At 70.7% G+C, this 19,539-nt stretch carries 13 protein-coding genes; 12 read left to right on the forward strand and 1 reads right to left on the reverse strand.

Going from position 1 to position 19,539, the window contains the following annotated elements:
- Position 1: 1 nt before the first annotated feature.
- On the forward strand, positions 2 to 202 hold the full coding sequence (locus tag AC5IG3_RS13485; protein WP_491906816.1) for a hypothetical protein: 201 nt from the start codon (positions 2 to 4) through the stop codon (positions 200 to 202).
- A gap of 79 nt (positions 203 to 281) precedes the next feature.
- Here AC5IG3_RS13485 and AC5IG3_RS13490 read toward each other — a convergent pair whose 3' ends face one another.
- Positions 282 to 1,304, reverse strand: a complete 1,023-nt coding sequence (locus tag AC5IG3_RS13490) for a hypothetical protein (protein WP_491906817.1) — start codon at positions 1,302 to 1,304, stop codon at positions 282 to 284.
- 294 nt (positions 1,305 to 1,598) lie between these two features.
- On the opposite strand from AC5IG3_RS13490, the gene AC5IG3_RS13495 reads away from it, so the two are divergent.
- From AC5IG3_RS13495 to AC5IG3_RS13545, 11 genes are all read left to right on the forward strand, one after another.
- On the forward strand, positions 1,599 to 2,606 hold the full coding sequence (locus AC5IG3_RS13495; protein WP_491906818.1) for a tyrosine-type recombinase/integrase: 1,008 nt from the start codon (positions 1,599 to 1,601) through the stop codon (positions 2,604 to 2,606).
- Positions 2,607 to 2,736: 130 nt separating this feature from the next.
- Complete coding sequence (locus AC5IG3_RS13500) at positions 2,737 to 3,978, forward strand: efflux RND transporter periplasmic adaptor subunit (RefSeq protein ID WP_491906819.1); 1,242 nt, start codon at positions 2,737 to 2,739, stop codon at positions 3,976 to 3,978.
- A 4-nt stretch (positions 3,979 to 3,982) separates the two neighbouring features.
- The gene (locus AC5IG3_RS13505) at positions 3,983 to 5,218 is read left to right on the forward strand and encodes an ABC transporter permease (protein ID WP_491906820.1); all 1,236 of its coding nucleotides are present in this window, start codon (positions 3,983 to 3,985) and stop codon (positions 5,216 to 5,218) included.
- 4 nt (positions 5,219 to 5,222) lie between these two features.
- The gene (locus AC5IG3_RS13510; protein WP_491906821.1) at positions 5,223 to 5,933 is read left to right on the forward strand and encodes an ABC transporter ATP-binding protein; all 711 of its coding nucleotides are present in this window, start codon (positions 5,223 to 5,225) and stop codon (positions 5,931 to 5,933) included.
- The gene (gene mgtA, locus AC5IG3_RS13515; protein WP_491906822.1) at positions 5,930 to 8,734 is read left to right on the forward strand and encodes a magnesium-translocating P-type ATPase; all 2,805 of its coding nucleotides are present in this window, start codon (positions 5,930 to 5,932) and stop codon (positions 8,732 to 8,734) included. Before AC5IG3_RS13510 ends, mgtA begins: the two co-directional genes overlap by 4 nt.
- Positions 8,735 to 8,746: 12 nt before the next feature.
- Positions 8,747 to 9,655: a DnaJ C-terminal domain-containing protein gene (locus AC5IG3_RS13520; protein ID WP_491906823.1), complete on the forward strand. Its 909-nt coding sequence runs from the start codon at positions 8,747 to 8,749 to the stop codon at positions 9,653 to 9,655.
- A gap of 24 nt (positions 9,656 to 9,679) precedes the next feature.
- A complete protein-coding gene (locus AC5IG3_RS13525; RefSeq protein ID WP_491906824.1) occupies positions 9,680 to 10,453 on the forward strand; it encodes a S1 family peptidase in 774 nt (257 codons plus the stop codon).
- A gap of 205 nt (positions 10,454 to 10,658) precedes the next feature.
- Positions 10,659 to 10,901 carry a hypothetical protein gene (locus AC5IG3_RS13530; RefSeq protein ID WP_491906825.1) on the forward strand — a complete coding sequence of 81 codons (243 nt, stop codon included), beginning with the start codon at positions 10,659 to 10,661 and terminating at the stop codon, positions 10,899 to 10,901.
- A gap of 3 nt (positions 10,902 to 10,904) precedes the next feature.
- Positions 10,905 to 14,180, forward strand: a complete 3,276-nt coding sequence (locus tag AC5IG3_RS13535; protein WP_491906826.1) for a hypothetical protein — start codon at positions 10,905 to 10,907, stop codon at positions 14,178 to 14,180.
- A complete protein-coding gene (locus AC5IG3_RS13540) occupies positions 14,117 to 14,653 on the forward strand; it encodes a hypothetical protein (protein WP_491906827.1) in 537 nt (178 codons plus the stop codon). Before AC5IG3_RS13535 ends, AC5IG3_RS13540 begins: the two co-directional genes overlap by 64 nt.
- A complete protein-coding gene (locus AC5IG3_RS13545; RefSeq protein WP_491906828.1) occupies positions 14,593 to 19,434 on the forward strand; it encodes a glycoside hydrolase family 94 protein in 4,842 nt (1,613 codons plus the stop codon). The genes AC5IG3_RS13540 and AC5IG3_RS13545 overlap by 61 nt, the downstream gene beginning before the upstream one ends.
- Positions 19,435 to 19,539 lie beyond the last annotated feature (105 nt).

A 19,539-nucleotide genomic window follows, 5' to 3' on the forward strand; every position in this document is an offset into this window, starting at 1 on the left:
TATGTCGCTCAAAATGGCTGACCTCCAGGCTGGCGCCGTATTTGGCGTGCTGTCTGGCTTGGCCGATGATTTTGATCTCGGCGCTCTCCGGCATGTTGACGACGACGTTGCCGGTTATCTTGTGGATCTTGAATTTATCGTCGATGAATTCAGCAATACCCCAGTCACCGAATATTTTTATGTGATGGGCCGTACCGATTAATTCAAAGTCTTTTGCGCTCATCACCCTTATTTTAAGCTGGGGCAAAGCTTGCGATAGCGCAACAGGACCCGCTTCACTGTCAGCCGCCCCACGGCACCGGCGTCAGGCCCAGCCCCCTGAAGAGCCGATAGGCCGACGCATGCGTGTCAGCGTCCGGCGCCGCGCCCAGCCACTCGACGCCACGCAGCGCCGACAGCCCAAGCCGATGCCGCAGCAGCGCCGCCACCCAGCCTGCACGCCCCGATGCCACGGCTCGCGCCAAGGAGCGGCGCACCAGCCAGCCGGCCAGACTCTTCTCGCGCGGCAGCAAGGCCTCGATCTGCCGCGCTGCTGCAGCAATCTGGGGGCCTGAAGCGATCCAGCGCGCCGGCTGCAGTTCGCGCCGGTCTCGTGTGGTGGCGGCTGCACCTTCCGGGAAAGCCAGCGTATCGCCATCGGTCAGCCAGGTGGCCATGAGTTGATCGAAGCCGGCCAGCCAGTGGGTGGTCTCCTCGATCCAGATCGTGGCGTGGCGGCGGTGAAGGTCGGTGTTTGCCGGCACGGTCATGCCAGCCGCAGCCGCTCTCGGCAAGGTCGGCCCGGCCTTGCGCAACACCCCCAACCGCCGCAACGCGCCGAAGCTCGTGACCGAGGCATGCGAGACGGGCTGGTCGGCCGGGTCGTGATCGAACACCAGGCGCACCGGCTGCCGCGTCGTGCCGATCCGCCGCAGCCAGCGCATCAGACCCGCCCGGCTCTGCGCGACCACCACCGCCACGGGATGCGCGTCGAGCAGTACCGGCGACGCATCGCCCTCGTCCGCCGCCGCGACCATCACCACCTTGGCGCCCAGCGTTCGCGCCGCCAGCGTGATGAGCAGCAGCCTGGGCTCGATCGCGCCGCCCACCACCATCGTCGTGCCGGCGTGCAGTCCGAGCGAACGCAGCCCGGCGGCCAGGCGCTCCACTTCATTGAGCACGGCCGCCCGTCGCCACAGGCGCCATTGGCCGCGATCCTTGTGGCGCAAGGCCACGGCACGCGGCTCGGCAGCGGCCCAGATGCGCAGTTGCTCCGTCAGCAGTGCCTGAGCGTCGGGTAGGGCGGGGGACGTGCTCGAACTCATCGGTGAACTCCTCGATGCGACGGCGTCCCCGATCGTGGGAGACGCCCTGTGATGGACATTTTGGTTAAAAAATGTGACGTATCACCGTGTTCGCAAGCCGCATGCCAAACGCGTCACACCAGCGTCATGAGTGGCGTTTGTGGCGCATGACCTTGACAGAAGTCCTGAACCCATCTTGGGATATACGCATTTAACAAGTCACGATAAGCCCCACAAACCGAGCAAGGCGCTTGAAACCGCAGTCAACAAAGGGAGTAAATTCACCTGTCAATGCGTATATCCGGAGGAGCTTCCATGCACGTCGATCCCATCGCACCGCCGCCACGCGACAGCGACCCCGCCCTGGCGTGGCGAAAACAGCCGCGCGAAGCCTTTCAGCAGTGGCTGGCCTCGCAGCCGAGGCGCACCGAGTACGCGCAGCACTCCGTCGAGCAGTACGTTGCCATGGTCGGTGCCGTGGCGGACTGGTGGCGCACCGAGCGCGGCGTGACACTGATCGACGCGCAGGCGGCTGACCTTGAAGCGTTTCTGGCCAGCCTGCCCGGGCGCAGTGGCAAGGGCGCCGCGCCGACCACGGTGCGGCGCTACCTCAACCGGCTGGATTCCCTCTTTGTGCATCTGATCGAGCAGGGCCTGCGGCACAGCAACCCGGCCGCGCAATTGATGCGACTGCAGCAATACACCGGCCAGGAGCGCGCCGCGCCGCGGTCGCTGACGCTCGGGCAGTCCGAGGCCTATATCGAACTCGTGCTGGCGCAGCCCGAGCGCCACTGGGTCGACCTGCGCAACAAGGCGCTGCAGGCCTTGTTCCTGGCCACGGGCATGACGGTCGAAGAAGTGCAGCGGCTGGAGTTGCCGGATTTCCAGCTCGATGACCTCGTGCCCGGCATCGAGGTGCGGGCGCACGGACCGATCCCGAGCCGGCGCGTGCCCGTGCCGGCCTGGGCGATCGCCCCGATCACCGCCTGGCTCACGCGGCGAGCCCAGTTTCATCTGGGCGAAGGTGACGGCACGCAACTGCTCTTCATCACGCGGCGGCGCGCGCCGCAGGTGGCCGAGGACGACAGCGACCCCGTGCCCCTGCCGCTGAGCGACAGCGAAATCTACGAGGTGGTGCGGCCCGCTGTCGAAGCGACCGGCTATCAGGACGAGCAGATGGGCCCGCAGACGCTGCGCAACACCTTCGCGATCCGGCAGATCCACGCGGGGACTTCCGACGATCAGCTCAAGCGCTGGCTGGGCCTCAAGACGGCGTTCACGCTGGCGGCGCTGCGCCGGCAGATGCCGCTGATGCAGAGTTAAAGCAGGGCTGAAGCATGGTTTGATGGCGATCAATTTATGTGCGCCATCGCACCGACGCCAGCCCTCCGGCGCCGCTATAACCAGGGTTTTCTGACCTGAAAAAACCACCCGTCCACCGGCACTCATCGACATGCCCCTGCCCCCCTTGATCCTCAAACACCGCTGGAAATGGCTGGCCGTGCTGGTCGCTGCCAGCCTTCTTGGCTTCTTGGGACTGCGGTGGTGGCAGGGGCCGCAGGTGGCGGTGGAGACGGTGATGCAGCGCGACTTCGTGCAGACGGTGGTCGCCAGCGGCCATGTCGAGACGCCGCACCGCGTCGATGTGGGCGCGCAGATCACCGGCACCGTGGTGCGGATTCCGGTCGCGGCGGGCCAGACAGTGGCGGCGGGCGATGTGCTGATCGAGCTGGACTCGGCCGAGTCGCGCGCCATCGAGCGCCAGGCCGACGTCGCCATCGCCCAGGCGCAGGGCCGCCTGCGGCAGTTGCGCGAAGTGCAGGCGCCGGTGGCCGAGCAGAGCTTGCGCCAGGCGCGGGCCAACCTCGACAACGCCCAGTCGACGCTGCGGCGCAACCAGGATCTGTTCACGCAGGGCTTCATCGGCGCGGCGGCGCTGGACGAATCGCGCAAGGCGGTGGAACTCGCCGACGCGCAGTGGCACACCGCCCAGAAACAGCTCGACAGCGCCCGCGCCGGCGGCAGTGACGAAGTGCTGGCCCAGACCGCCGTGACCCTGGCCCAGGCCAGCGCCGAAGCGGCCCGCGCACGCAGCCGCTACACCCGCATCAGCGCGCCGGTGGGCGGGGTGCTGATCGGCCGCAACGTCGAGGTGGGCGATGTCGTGCAGGCCGGCAAGGTGCTGATGACGCTGTCGCCGGCCGGGCGCTCGCAGCTGATCGTCGCCATCGACGAAAAGAACCTGCGCCTGCTGGCGCTCGGCCAGTCGGCGCTGGCGTCGGCGGACGCCTATCCGCAGCAGCGCTTCGCGGCCGAACTGGCCTACATCAACCCCGGCGTGAATGCGCTGACTGGCTCGGTCGAGGTCAAGCTCGACGTGCCCGCGCCGCCCGCCACGCTGCGGCAGGACATGACGGTGTCGGTCGACATCGAGGTGGCGCGGCGCCCGCAGGCGCTGCTGCTGCCGATCAACGCCGTGCGCGATGCGGACAGCGCTGCGCCCTGGGTGCTGCGGGTAGAACAAGAACACGCCCGGCGCAGGCCCGTGCGCCTGGGCCTGCGCAGCGGCGGCTTCGGCGAGGTGCTCGAAGGCCTGAGCGCCGGCGACACCGTGCTGGCCGCCAACGCCGCTGCGGTGGCCGATGGCAGCCGGGTGCGGGCTGAAAACGCCTCTGCGGCGTCCCCGGCGCACTGAAACCATGTTCGCGCCCTGGCTGCCTTTCGAGTGGATCGTGGCGATCCGCTTCCTGCGCGAGGGCCGGCTGCAGACCGGCTTCATCATCGTCGGCGTGGCCATCGGTGTCGGCGTGATCGTGTTCATGTCGGCGCTGCTGGCCGGGCTGCAGAGCAATTTCATCCGCCGGGTGCTGTCGGCGCAGGCGCACATCCAGCTGCTGCCGCCGCAGGAAGTCACTCGGCCGTTGCGGGGCGGCGGCCAGGCGGTGGAAGGCGCCATCATCCAGCCGCCGCTGCAGCGCATCAAGTCGATCGACCAGTGGCAGGCCATGGCCGTGCAGATCGGGGCGATGCCCGAGGTGCTGGTGGTGTCGCCCGTGGCCGGCGGCTCGGCGCTGGTGGTGCGCGGCAGCGCCAGCCGGGCGATCTCGGTGGCCGGGATCGAGCCGGCGCTGTACTACCGCATCGTCGACCTGAACGACAAGATCGTGCGCGGCACCGCCCGGCTGAGCGGCACCGACATCCTGATCGGCACCGACCTGGCCACCGACCTGGGCGTGGACGTGGGCGACAAGCTGCGGCTGACCACGGCGGCCGGCGCGGGCGCCGTCAGCGCCTTGACGGTGGCGGGCGTGTTCGACCTGGGCAACAAGGGCGCCAACGCGCGCAACACCTTCGTGGCGCTGCGCACCGCGCAAAGCCTGCTGGGCCTGCCCGGCGGCGTCAGCAGCCTGGAGGTCACGGTGCGCGACGTCTACACCGCCGAGGCGGTCGCGCAGCGCATCACCGCCGCCACCGGCGTGCAGGCCGACAGCTGGATCAAGTCGAGCGCGCAATTCTTCGCCGCCATCAGCGCCCAGACCACCGCCAACACCGCGATCCGCTTCTTCGTCGGCCTGTCGGTGGCGTTCGGCATTGCCAGCGTGCTGGTGGTGGTGGTGGTGCAGAAGTCGCGCGAGATCGGCATCCTGCGGGCCATGGGCATCTCGCAGGGCCAGATCCTGCGGGTGTTCCTGCTGCAGGGCGGGCTGCTGGGCCTGGGCGGATCGGTGGTGGGCTGCGCGGTGGGCGCCCTGGCGCTGGTGCTCTGGCAGCGGTTTGCGCGCAATGCCGACGGCACGCCGCTGTTTCCGCTCGTGTTCGATCCGGTGCTGTTCGGCCTGGCGCTGCTGCTGGCCACGCTCACCGGGCTGTTGTCGGCTTTTGCGCCCGCGCTGCGGGCGGCGCGCCTGGATCCGGTGGTGGCCATCCGTGGGTGATGTCGTGAATGTCGTGGATGTCCCGGCCGTCGAGCGCCCGGTCGTCGTCCAGCTGAGCGGCGTGCGCAAGGCCTACAACGCCGGCACGCCGATCGAGACCGAGGTGCTGCACGGCATCGACCTCACGCTGCGCCAGGGCGAGTTCTGCGCGGTGATGGGGCCGTCGGGCTCGGGCAAGAGCACGCTGCTCAATCTGGTCGGACTGCTCGACCGGCCCAACGCCGGCACGCTGGCCATCTGCGGCGAGGAAACCACCCGGCTCGACGACCGGGCGCTGACCCGGCTGCGTGGCCACAACATCGGTTTCGTCTTCCAGTACCACCACCTGATCACGGCCTTCAGCGCGCTGGAAAACGTCATGATGCCGATGCTCGGTGACGCCGGTTTTCCGAACGCCGCCATGCGCACGCGTGCCGCCGAGCTGATCGCCAGCGTCGGCCTGACCGCCTGGCAGAACAACCTGGCGGGCAACCTGAGCGGCGGCCAGCAGCAGCGCGTGGCGGTGGCGCGCGCGCTGGCCATGAACCCGGCCCTGGTGCTGGCCGATGAGCCGACCGGCAACCTCGACACCAGAAGCGCCGACGAGGTGTTTGCGCTGCTGCGCCGCTTCAACCGCGAGCAAGGCACGACCGTGCTGTTCGTGACCCACAACCCGGCGCTGGCCGAGCGCTGCGACCGGACCATTCAGGTGATTGACGGACAGGTGACCGGATGACACGCCGCCGCAGTCACTTTCTGACCCAGTGGTTCAGCCACGTGCTGCACCGCCGCCGGGCGCTGCGGCACTTCGGCCGCCGGCCGATGCTGGGCACGCTGGTGGGACGTGGGCCGGCTCCGGCCGCCCCGGCGCCGCTGACGCGCCAGCTGCTGCAGTTCGCCAGCGACGCGCCCGCTGCGGCGCTGGCCCGCCTTCACAGCCGCGCCGACGGCCTGGATGCGCCCGACGCCGCCCGGCGCCTGCGCCGCCACGGCCCGAACGAGGTGGCGCACGAGCCGCCGCTGCCCGCCTGGCTGCACCTGTGGCACTGCTACAAGAACCCGTTCAACCTGCTGCTGACCGTGCTGGCGGTGCTGTCGTGGCTGAGCGCGGACGTGCGTGCGACCACTGTCATCGGCGCGATGGTGGCCCTGAGCACTGCCATCCGCTTCGTGCAGGAAGGCCGCTCGCACCGCGCGGCCGAAGGCCTCAAGGCCCTGGTAGGCAACACCGCCACGGTGATCCGGCGCGATGGCGGCAAAAAGGGCGAGCCCGGCCCGCCGGACGCCACGCACCGCGACATCCCGATCCGCCAGCTGGTGCCGGGCGACGTGGTGGTGCTGTCGGCGGGCGACATGATTCCGGCCGATTGCCGCGTGCTCGGCGCGCGCGACCTGTTCATCGCGCAGGCGGCCCTGACGGGCGAGTCGCTGCCGGTGGAGAAGTTTGCCGATCAGCACCTCGCGCCGGGCAGCCCCGCCGAGGCCAGCCCGCTGGAGCAGCGCAACCTGGTCTTCATGGGCACCAACGTGGTCTCGGGCACCGCCACCGCGCTGGTGGTGGCCACCGGCGGGCGCACCTACTTCGGCACGCTGGCGGCCCAGGCGGGCGCCACCGACCCGGCGCCCAACGCCTTCCAGGCCGGCGTCAACAGCGTGAGCTGGCTGCTGATCCGATTCGCCGGCGTGATGGTGCCGATCGTGCTGCTGGTCAACGGCTACACCAAGGGCGACTGGATGGAGGCCTTCCTGTTCGCGCTGTCGGTGGCGGTGGGGCTGACGCCCGAGATGCTGCCGATGATCGTGACCTCGACGCTGGCCAAGGGCGCGGTCCTGCTCGCGCGCAAGCAGGTGGTGGTCAAGCGGCTGGACGCGATCCAGAACTTCGGCGCGATGGACGTGCTGTGCACCGACAAGACCGGCACGCTCACGCAGGACCGGATCGCGCTGGCGCGCCACGCCGACGTGCTGGGCCGCACGTCCGAGGAGGTGCTGAACCTCGCCTTCCTCAACAGCTACTACCAGACCGGGCTGAAGAACCTGCTGGACCACGCGGTGCTAGAGCACGTCGAACTGGCCACCGAACTCCAGCTCAAGCAGGACTACCGCAAGATCGACGAGATTCCGTTCGACTTCGAGCGCCGGCGCATGTCGGTGGTGGTGGGCGTGAAGGGCACGGCCGGTGAAGAACGCCACCAGCTGATCTGCAAGGGCGCGGTCGAGGAGGTGCTGGCCGTCTGCACCCGCGTGCGCAGCCAAGGCAGTGATGGAGGCAGTGGTGGCAGCACCGGTGCGCAGGATGAGGCGCTCAACGCTGCCATGCTGCTGCGCGTGCAGCAGGTCACGCGCGAGCTCAACGAGCTGGGCCTGCGCGTGGTGGCGGTGGCCCTGAAGGAATTGCCGCCCGGCCAGAGCGCCTACACCGTGGCCGACGAGACCGCGCTGACCCTGGTCGGCTACATCGCCTTCCTGGACCCGCCCAAGGACTCGGCCGCCCCGGCGCTCAAGGCGCTGGCCGCGCACGGCATCCGCGTCAAGGTGCTGACGGGCGACAACGAGCTGGTGACGGCGCGCGTCTGCCGCCAGGTCGGCCTGAGCCTGGCGCAGCCGGTGCTGCTGGGCGCGCAGGTCGAGGCCCTGGACGCCGCCGCGCTGGCCCAGGCGGTGGAGCAGCACGACCTGTTCGCCAAGCTCGCGCCGCTGCACAAGGAGCGCATCGTGCACGCGCTGCGCGCCAACGGCCACGTGGTCGGCTTCATGGGCGACGGCATCAACGACGCGCCGGCGCTGCGGGCAGCCGACATCGGCATCTCGGTCGACAGCGCGGTCGACATTGCCAAGGAGGCCGCCGACATCATCCTGCTGGAGAAGAGCCTGCTGGTGCTCGACGACGGCGTGGTCGAGGGCCGCACCACCTTCTGCAACATGCTCAAGTACATCCGCATGACGGCCAGCAGCAACTTCGGCAACGTGCTGAGCGTGCTGGTGGCGAGCGCCTTCCTGCCCTTCCTGCCGATGCTGCCGCTGCAGTTGCTGGTGCAGAACCTGCTGTACGACATCAGCCAGACCGGCATTCCGTTCGACCACGTCGACCCCGAGCTGGTGACCCAGCCGCTGAAGTGGATGCCGGCCGACATCGGCCGCTTCATGCTGTTCTTCGGGCCGATCAGCTCGGTGTTCGACCTCAGCACCTTCGCGCTGATGTGGTGGGTGTTCGGCGCCGACACGGTGGGCCGGCAGGCGCTGTTCCAGTCCGGCTGGTTCGTGGTCGGCCTGCTGACGCAGACGCTGGTGGTGCACATGATCCGCAGCCCTAGGCTGCCTTTCATCGAGAGCCGCGCGGCCACGCCGCTGATCCTGATGTCGCTGGCCATCATGGCCGTGGGGCTGTGGCTGCCGATGGGGCCGCTGGCGGCCTACTTCAAGCTGCAGGCGCTGCCGGCGGCGTACTTCGCCTGGCTGGCGGCGATCTTGCTTGGTTATGCTGTCCTGACGACCCTGATGAAGCGGTTCTACATCCGGCATTTCGGTTGGCAGTGACACTCTCACCCTATGGCATTGAAAAATCATTACTCCACCCTGGGCGTCGAGCGCACCGCCTCGCCCGATGAAATCAAGCAGGCCTATCGCAAGATGGCGCGCAAATACCACCCCGACGTCAGCAAGGAGCCGGACGCCGAGGCGCGCTTCAAGGAAGTCGCGCACGCCTACGAGGTGCTCAGCGACCCCGAGCAACGCGCCCACTACGACGACATGGGCCAGCAGGAATCCCGCCGCCCGCCGTTCTCGCAGCCGTTCTCGTCCCCGTTCGGCCGCCAGGCGCGCGGTGACGGCATGGACGACGCCGATTTCTTCGAGTCGCTGTTCGGCGGCCGCTCGCGCAACCGCCGCGTCGCCGGCAGCGACCAGCACACCAGGATCAACATCGACCTGGAAGACGCCTTTCACGGCGCGCGCCGCACCGTCACGCTGCGCCTGCCGGGCGTCGACGCGCTGGGCACGCAGACCCTGCAGGAACGCCAGCTGGAGGTGCAGATTCCCAAGGGCGTGCGCACCGGCCAGCGCCTGCGGCTGGCGGGTCAGGGCAGCCCGGGCCAGGGCGGCGCGCCGGCGGGCGACCTGTATCTGGAGATCGCCCTCAAGCCGCACCCGAAGTTCCGGGTCGAGGACCAGGACCTCTACACCGACTTGCTGATCGCGCCGTGGGAGGCTGCCCTGGGCGCCACCGTGGCCGTGGCAACTCCCGAGGGCGAGGTGCACCTGAGCGTGCCGCCGGGCTCGTCGGCCGGGCGCAAGATGCGGCTCAAGGGCCGGGGCCTGCCCGGCCAGCGGCCGCAGGAGCCGGCCGGCAACCTGTACGCGGTGCTCACCATCGCGCTGCCACCCGCCGACACCCCTGAAGCCAAGGAAGCCTATTCCACGCTGGCGCAAGCCTTTCCGCGCTTCAATCCCCGCAGCTGATCCGCAGCACGAAAGAGCCACCCCATGATCGAATCCCTGCTGCTGACCACCACCCGTGTATCGACCTTCGACGGCGACCGGGCGCTCACGGGCGCAAGCGGCTTCTTCTTCGAGCGCGACGGGCGGCTGTTCCTGGTGACGAGCCGGCATGTCGTGATCGACAAGCCGAGCAAGCACTTCCCCAACCGCATCGAGATCGACCTGCACACCGACGAGGTCAACCTGACCCAATCCAGCGTGCTGTCGGTGATGCTCTACCAAGATGGCAAGAGCGTCTGGCGCCAGGGGCGTGATGCCGGCGGCGAGATCGACGTGGCGGTGATCGAGCTCGACCGCGCCGCGCTGCCGCCCACGGTGCTGCTGCGCAGTTTCACGCCGGCGCACCTGCAGCGCTCGCTGCAGGAGGTCGAGGTGGGCAGCTCGCTGCTGGTGGTCGGTTTTCCGCTCGGCTTCCACGACACGGTGCACCACCTGCCGGTGGTGCGGCAGGCGGTGATCGCGTCGTCGTTCGGCATCCGCTTCCAGGGCCAGGGCTATTTCCTGACCGATGCGCGCACCCACCGCGGCGCCAGCGGCGCGCCGGTGGTGATGCGCAACACCAGCGTCGGCGCGCTGCTGCCGTGGAAGCTGCTGGGCGTGCACTCGTCGCGCGTGGACATGGGCAGCCGCGACCTGGTGCTGGATGAGTCGCTCGGCCTCAATTGCGCCTGGTACGCCGACATCCTCATGACGCTCACGGCGCAGGATGCCAGCGTCGAGGCGGTGGCGCAGACGGAGATCGGCGCCTCGGAAACCTGATCGAGCCCGACGCAGGCCATAGCACCGGCCACATCTGCACAGGTGTTGCGCTACCGCAGGAATCCGCTGCCGGACAGGGCGAGGTGGACCCCTGTTCTGACAAGGACAGTGGCCGCCTTCGCGCGCTTAATGACGGCGTGAAGGCTGCAGATCGCGGATGACGCCCCGGCGGTTCTGCCCTTCCGTTGTTCATACGGAGCGCACCATGAACCCCAGAACCCCTGCACATCCCAGTTGGAGCACCGCCTCATTTGGCGACAGCACCCAGCCCTCGCCGCTGGAGTTGATGGACCTCGGGGATCACCTCGGGCTGTGCAAACGCCTGAACAGCCGACGGGCAGCCTTGCAATCAGGCGCGCAGACGATGCAGCGCTTCGTGGTGGCCCACTTCATGACGACGCTGGTGGGCGTGACGCTGGCGGGCAGCGTCGTCTGGCTGGTGTTGTAGGGCATGGTTCGATCTGCCCTGCCGAGCCTGATTCCTGACGCCTCGCCGGCCCTGCTGGAGATCCTGGGCGCGGAGGATGGGCCGCTGCAGGCGCCGATCCGCGCCGAAATCTTCGGCCTGCAACGCTTTGCCGAACACGGCCGCAGCCTGGGCGAGACGCACCGGGGCGCGCTGTCGCGCCGCACCACCGGCGCGGGTGCAGCCAGCTTCTTTCCGCGCCTGCAGAGCAACATCCGCACGCTGCGCGAGGCGCACCGCTACATCGGCCACCAGGCCGCCACCGGCTACGACGTCAGTCCGGCCGCCGAGTGGCTGCTCGACAACTTCCACCTGATCGAGGCGCAGCTGCAGGCCATCCACGTCGGCCTGCCGCGCAGCTATTTCCGCGACCTGCCCGTGCTGCAGCACGAGCCGCTGGCCGGCCTGCCGCGCATCTACGGTGTGGCCTGGGCGTTCGTGGCACACACCGATGGCGCGTTCGACGAAGCGCTGCTGGTGCAGTTCCTGCGCGCCTACCAGGAGACCTGCGAACTCAGCCTGAGCGAGATCTGGGCGCTGCCCACCACCCTGCGCGTGGTGCTGATCGAAAACCTGCGCCGGCTGGCCGAGCGCGTGGCCGCCAACAAGGCCGCCCGCGAGGCCGCCAACCTGTGCTGCGACCGCCTGGCGCCGTGCAATGGAGGCACGCTGGCGACGCTCAAGCCGCTGCTCGACGCCCTGAACCAGCGCGGCGTCGGCACCGTCTTTCTGGCGCAGATGGCGCAACGCCTGCAGGACCGGGGGTCCGGCAGCGCCACCCGCGCCGACGCCGCCACCCACATCGCCTGGCGGGCCTGGGTGCAGCAGACCCTGCCCGACCTGGCGGCCGCCCAGACCCAGCAAGGCGCCGACCAGGCCGCCGACAACCTGAGCGTGAGCAACGCCGTGCGCTCGCTGCGCGCGGTGGGCGACGCCGACTGGCCCGACATCGTCGCCCGCACCAGCCCGCTGATGCAGCTGATGCTGACCGAACCGCTGTTCGAAGCCGAAGACACCGCCAGCCGCGACCAGACGCTGCACGGCATCGAGCGCTGGGCGCGGCGCAGTGGGCGCGGCGAAGTGGCGGTGGCGCAGGCCCTGCTGGGCCTGATGCACGGCGGCGGCGCGGCGGACAGCGCGCAGGCCGGCTACTGGCTCAACGGCGCCGGCCGGGCAGAGCTGGCGCGTGCACTGGGGCTGGACGAGCGTTCGCTGCTGCACCTGGGCCTGTACGCCCTGGCGCTGGCGCGGCGGCTGGCCTTGCCGGCCTATCTGGGCGCGCTCGGGCTGGGCACGCTCGGAGGGGTGGCCTGGCTGCTGCGCCACGGCACGGGCGGCGCCCACTTGTCAGACACCCTGATGAACCTCGGCGGGCCCGGCATCGCCGCTGCGGTGCTGATGCTGTGGCCTGCATCCGAGGCGGTGGTGGCGGTCATCAACCGCCTGATCAGTGAATCCGCCGCGCCCCAGCACCTGCCGCGCCTGGCGCTGCTGCAGGGCATTCCGCCCGCGCACCGCGTGATGGTGGTGATTCCGGCGATGCTGACCGACAGCGCCTCGACCCGCGCGCTGGCGCACCGCCTGCAGCTGCACCAGTTGGCCAACCCCGAGCCGGAAGCCCAGTTCGCACTGCTGACCGACTGGGCCGATGCCGACACGCCCGTGCTGCCCGGCGACGCCGCCCTGCTGGCCGAGGCCGTGCGGCAGATCGAGGCCCTCAACACCCGACACGCCGCCCGAGGCGCCCTGCCCGCCGGCATGGCGCCGCGCTTTCTGCTGCTGCACCGCGAGCGGCAGTTCAGTGCCAGCGAGCAGCGCTGGATCGGCTGGGAGCGCAAGCGCGGCAAGCTCGAACAGCTGGTCGCCGCGCTGGCCGAGGGCCAGTCGACCGCCTTCCTCGACCTGGGCGACCTCTCGCGCAGGGCCGCCGACACGCGCTACATCGTCACGCTCGACAGCGACACCCAGCTACCACCCGGCCGGCTGCGCGAGTTGGTCGGCGTGACCGCCCACCCCGACAACCGCCCGCGCCTGGCCGCCGACGGCCGCAGCGTGGTGGCCGGCTACGGCATCCTGCAGCCGCGCATCGTCACGCCGCTGACGGCGCTGCACGACCCGGAACACCCCACGCCCGCCACCCCCTCGCCCAACCCATCGCACTTCTACTGGCTGTTTGCCGGCCAGGCCGGCATCGACCCCTACAGCACCATCAGCTCCGAGGTCTACCAGGACCTCTTCGGCGAGGGCACCTTCTGCGGCAAGGGCCTGCTCGACGTGCAGGCGATGCACGCCGTGCTGTCAGGCCGCCTGCCCGAGGGCCAGGTGCTGAGCCATGACCTGCTCGAAGGCGCACTGGTGCGCTGCGCCGCGCTGTCGGACGTGACGCTGATCGAGCCGGCACCGTCCCACGCCGACGTGGCCGCCTCGCGCCTGCACCGCTGGATGCGCGGCGACTGGCAGCTGCTGCCCATCCTGCTCGGTCCGCTGCGCCGCCCCCTGCGCGGGGTGCAGCGCTGGAAGATGCTCGACAACCTGCGCCGCTCGCTGGTCGCGCCTCTGTCGTTGGCCCTGTTGGTGCTGACGCTGGCCACGGACGCGGTCTCGCCCTGGGCCGCGCTGGCCGTGGTGCTGGCGGCCTACTCGGCCGGGCCGCTGATCGGCGCGCTGGCCGGGCTGGTGCCCAGCCGCACCGACCTGGCGCTGGGCTACTTCTTCCGCCAGGCCGGCATCGACCTGGCCCGCGCCGGCTGGACCGGGCTGTGGCATCTGGCGCAGCTGCAGCAGCAGGCGCTGCGGGCGGCCGACGCGGTGATGCGGGCGCTCTACCGCACGCTGGTCAGCCGGCGCCACCTGCTGGAATGGACCACCGCCGCCGCCGCGCAGGCCGCCGCGCAGACCCGCCTGCCGGCGCTGCTGAGCCGCCACCGGCGCGAGCCGGCGCTGGCCCTGCTGCTGCTCGTGGCGCTGTGGCTGGCCGGTGCGCCATGGCCGGGACTGGCCTTGCTGCTGTGCGCGCTGTGGGCGGCCTCGCCGGTGTGGACGTGGTGGGCGAGCCGGCCGGGTCCGGTCGCAGCCGACGCGGCGCTCGCGCCCGCCGACCGGCTCTACCTGGAGACGCTGGCGCGCGACACCTGGCGGCTGTTCGAGCGCTGCGTCGGTGGCCGACGAGCAACCACCTGCCGCCCGACAACCTGCAGGTGTTGCCGCACGACATGGTGGCGCACCGCACCTCGCCCACCAACATCGGCCTCTACCTGCTGAGCGTGGCATGCGCGCGTGAGTTTGGCTGGATCGGCACGCCCGAGCTGCTGCGCCGCATGGAAGCCACCCTGGCCACCCTGCAGACCCTGCCCCGCCACCGCGGCCACTTCCTCAACTGGTACGACACCCAGCGCTGCGCGCCGCTGTTGCCCATGTATGTGTCCACCGTCGACAGCGGCAACCTCAGCGGCCATTTGCTGGCGGCGAGTGCGCAGGCCTGCCTGGCGCTGGTGGAAGAACCAGTTGGCCGGCCCGGAACCCACGCCGCAGGACACGCGCACCGCCACCGTGGCACCCGACCAGGCACCGCGCCTGCGCGCCCTGGCCGAGGCCTTCGAGCAGCCTGGCGTGGCAGGCCGATTTCAGCTTCCTGTACCACCCCAAGCGCCACCTGTTTCACATCGGCTACCGGGTGGCCGAGCAGCAGCTCGACGCCGGCTTCTACGACCTGCTGGCGTCCGAGTCGCGCCTGACCAGCCTGCTGGCCATCGCCAAGGGCGACGTGCCGGTGCGGCACTGGGCCTCGCTGGGCCGGCCGTTCTATGCCGTGGGGCCACACGCCGGGCTGCGGTCATGGTCGGGCTCGATGTTCGAGTATCTGATGCCCACGCTGGTGCTCGACGAGCCGCAGGGCAGCGTGCTGCGCGAAGCCTGCCTGGCCGCGCTGGCCGAGCAGATCGCCTTTGCGCAGACCCAGGCCGTGCCATGGGGCATTTCGGAATGCGCCCACGCCGGGCGCGACCACACCCTGGCCTACCAGTACGCGCCGCAGGGCGTGCCGCGCCTGGCGCTGCGGCGCACGCCACCCGACGAACTGGTGATCGCGCCCTACGCCACGGCGCTGGCCGCGCAGCTGGCGCCGCACCGCGCCTGCCTGAACTTCAACGCGCTGGAGGCGCTGGCCACCCGCGAGCGCTACGGCTTCATCGAGGCGCTCGACTTCACCCCGGCACGGCAAAGCGGCGGCGAGGCGTTCGTGCCGGTGGGCACCTTCATGGCGCATCACCAGGGCATGAGCCTCGTGGCACTGGCCAATGTGCTGCGGGACGGCGTGGCGCAGCGCTGGGGCATGGCCAACCCGCACCTGGAGGCGGTGGCCTCGCTGCTGCACGAGCGCGTGCCGCGCGAGGTGTCGATGCTGTTCGCGCCGCCGGCGGGCGGGCCGTCGCAGACGCGCGACCGGCGCGCACCCGGCCTGCTGCGCGAGGTGCTGCCCGGCGCGACCGCCCTGCAGCCGACCCATCTGCTGGGCAACGGCCGCTACAGCGTCACGCTGCGCGCCAACGGCGCCGGCTGGAGCCGCTGGGGCGCCGCCGGCATCACCCGCTGGCGCGACGATGCGCTGCGCGACGCGCACGGCAGCTTCTTCTACCTGCGCCGGCTGGGTCCGGTCGCCGGCACGGCGCTGCCACCGTTGAGGCCCTGGGTGCCGCCGCTGGTCTCGCTGACCCAGCATCCCGCACCCGACCCCGCCGCGCAGTACCAGAGCGTCTTCCACTCCGACCGGGTCTGCTTCGACACCACCTGGGCCGACCTGCAGGCCGTCACCACCGTCTGGGTCAGTCCCGAGGACGACATCGAATTCCGCCAGGTCGAGCTTCGCAACCCGGGCGACAGCGCGCTGGAGATCGAGCTGGTCTCGGCCTTCGAGGCCACGCTGGCCGACGCCCGCGCCGACGAAGCCCATCCCGCCTTCAGCAACCTGTTCGTGCGCGCGGAATGGCAGGCCCAGCAACAGGCGCTGGTGTTCGAGCGCCAGCCGCGCCTGGCCGGCGAGCGCGGCCTGCTGGCGGCGCATTTCCTGGTCGACAGCCGCCCGCTGCGCCTGTCGCTGCGGGTGCAGACCGACCGGCAGCGCTGGCTCGGCCGCAACCACGATGTCAGCGGCCCGCAGGCGGTGTTCGACGCCCTGCCGATCAACGGCAACGGCCCGCGCGTGCCGCTCGAGACCGGGCTGGACCCGATGTGCGCGCTGGCGGTGCGGCTGCGCATCGCGCCGCACGCCAAGGTGCGCCTGACCTTCGCCACCGCCGCGTCCGACAACGGCGCCACGCTGAACGCGGTGATCGACAAATACCGCCAGCCCAGCCATGTGCAGCGCGCCGCGCTGATGTCGGCCACCCTGAGCGGCATCCGCCTGCGTACCCTGCGCATCGGCGCCGAGCCGCTGGCGGGCATCCAGAGCCTGACCACCGCGCTGGTCCTGAGCCTGACCCGGCCGGATGCGGTGCAGATCAACCCGCCCGGGTCGGCGGACCCGGTCTGCGACCGGCGGCTGCTGTGGCGCCTGGGCATCTCTGGCGACCGGCCGCTGATCCTGGTCACCGCGGGCGTGATGGAGGGCGTGGGCCTGCTGCGCTCGCTGGCACAGGCACTGCGCCTGTGGCTGTGGGGCGGCATCGCGTGCGACCTGGTGGTGGTCAACACCGAAGCCGCGTCCTACGAGATGCCGCTGCAGCGCGAGATCTCGGCCCTGGGCGAGCGCCACGCCGCCGACTGCGCCACCCGCACCAGCAGCGGCCTGTCCGTGCAGACCCAGTTGCACCTGCTGCGCGCCGACGCCTTGAGCGCCGACGAACTCAGCACCCTGCACGCGCTGGCCCGCCTGCGCCTGCAGGCTGACGGCCGCCCGCTGCTGTACCACCTGCAGACCTGGCAGGCGCTGCACGAGCAGGCCCTCGACGAGCGGCTGTCGACCTCGACCACCGCCCTGGGCGTCAACCCCGCCACCCGCGTGGAGGTACCGGTGCCGACCGGCCGCTTCGACGCGGTCACGGGTGACTTCCGCTTCAAGGTCAGCGCGCGGCAGCGGCCGGTGCGGCCCTGGATCAACGTGCTGGCCAACCCGGACTTCGGCGCACTGCTGACCGAGGCCGGCGGCGGCTACAGCTGGGCGCTCAACAGCCGCATGAACCAGCTCACCGCCTGGTCGAACGACGCCGTGGCCGACCCGCCTTCGGAGTGGTTCCTGCTGCAGGACCGCCGCACCCGTGCGGCCTGGAGCGTGGCGCCGTCGGCCTGGGGCGATGCGGACGTCAACTACCACGTTGCCCACGGCCAGGGCTGCAGCCGCATCAGCCACCGGCGGGGCGACGTGGCCGTCACCGTCACCTGGTGCGTGGACGCCGACACAGCCGTCAAGCAGGTGCGGATTCATCTGGTCAACCACGGTCCGCGCGCACAGCAGCTGCGCCTGATCGGCATCGCCGAATGGCTGATGGGCGCGCAGCGCAGCGACCGCAGCACGGTGCAGACCGTGCTGCACCGCCAGCGCCTGCCCACCCAGAAACTCACCGCGCTGCTGTGCACCCAGCGCGACCGCGCCGCCGGTTTTGGCGACGGCACCGCCTTCCTGGGCCTGGCCGACGAGAGCGGCGCCGCCGAAGACTGGACCTGCGACCGGCGCGAGCTGTTCGACGCCCGCGGCCGCCTGGTGCTGCCCGACCATTTCGACCCGCGCAGCGGCCACGGGCTCGACCCGTGCGCGGCGCTGGCCAGCTCGCTCAACCTGGCGCCAGGCGAGGTGGCCGAGCGGGTCTTTCTGCTCGGCTACGCCGCCAGCCCGGGCGCGGCGCGGCAGCTGGTGGCCGAGGCGGCGGTGGTCGCCTCGCAACAGCGCATCGACCACGCGCGCCAGCGCTGGGACGCGCTGCTGGGCGCCACCACCGTGCACACGCCCGACCCGCTGTTCGACGCGCTGGTCAACCGCTGGCTGCTCTACCAGGCCGTGTCGTGCCGGCTGTGGGCCAAGGCCGGCTTCTACCAGGCGGGTGGCGCCACCGGCTTCCGCGATCAGCTGCAGGACACGCTGGCCCTGACCTGGGCCGCGCCCGGCCTGCTGCGCGAGCAGATCCTGCGCTGCGCCGCACGCCAGTTCGCCGAGGGCGACGTGCAGCACTGGTGGCACGCCCCCACCGGCGCAGGCGTGCGCACGCACTTCTCCGACGACCTGCTGTGGCTGCCGCTGGCCTGCGTGCGCTACCTGCGTGCCACCGGCGACCTGGCGCTGCTGGATCAGCCGGTGCCCTTCCTGGAAGGCGCGGTGATTCCGGAAGGCGCCGAAGACATCTACGACACACCACACCCGAGCGCCATCACCGTGTCGGTCTACGAGCACGCCGCCCGCACGCTCGACCGCAGCCTGCGCGTGGGCACCCACGGCCTGCCGCTGATGGGCAGCGGCGACTGGAACGACGGCATGAACCGCGTCGGCCACGAGGGGCGCGGCGAATCGGTCTGGCTCGGCTGGTTCCTGTGCAAGCTGGTGGCCGACTTCGCGCCGCTGGCCCACGCCCGAGGCGACAACGAACGCGCGCTGCGCTGGGAGAGCGCCGCACGCGGCTGGCAAGAGGCGCTGCTGGGGCCGGCGTGGGACGGCGCGTGGTTCAAGCGCGCCTTCTTCGACAACGGCGAGCCGCTGGGCTCGCAGGCCAACGCCGAGGCCCGCATCGACCTGATCGCCCAAGCCTGGGCCGTGCTGTCGCGCACGGCCCCCGCCCACCTGCAGCAGCAGGCCATGGCTGCGGCGGAGACGCACCTGATCGACGCGCAGGCCGGGCTGATCCGCCTGCTCGACCCGCCGCTGGCGCACGCCAGCCCGAGCGCGGGCTACATCCAGGCCTACCCGCCGGGCGTGCGCGAGAACGGCGGCCAGTACAGCCATGCCGGCGTCTGGGCGCTGATGGCGCAGGCCGAGCTGGCCCGGCAGGCCGCGCCCGGCAGCGCCGAATTCGACGCCGCCGCCGACCGCACCTACCGCGACTTCACCTGGCTCAGCCCCGCCCACCGCAGCAGCGACGCACTGCAGGGCGCGGCCTACGGCATCGAGCCTTACGTGATGGCCGGCGACGTCTACAGCCAGCCGCCCTACGTGGGCCGTGGCGGCTGGAGCTGGTACACCGGCGCAGCCGCCTGGCTGCACCGCGCGGCGGTCGAGTCGATGTTCGGCCTGCAGCTGGAGGCGCTGGAGCTGTGCTTCACACCCTGCCTGCCGTCGCACTGGCCGCAGGCGGCGCTGACACTGCGGCGCGAGGGCCGCACGATGCACTTCACGCTGATCCGCGCCACGGCCCAGGAAGCGCGCGATGCGATCGAGCACGCGGGCAGCCGCTCAGGCGGCACCGCAGAAGACGCCTGGCATTTGCCGGCCACCACCCTGCTGCTGCGACCAGGCGAGCGCCTGTTCTGGCCCGAATTGACAGGCGACAACCATTTCGTGATTCCGCTGCTGGAGCCTCGTTTCGGCGCGGTCTGACCTGCTCGGTCGGTGCGCCAACGCACCGACCGAGCGCGCCATTGCGCCTACTGTTGACGCATCGGGGGGATTCATGAGGTTCGCCCGACCCAAGCTCTTTTTCTC

It is taken from the genome of Leptothrix sp. (in: b-proteobacteria) (assembly GCF_965250675.1).
GTDB lineage: Bacteria > Pseudomonadota > Gammaproteobacteria > Burkholderiales > Burkholderiaceae_C > Sphaerotilus.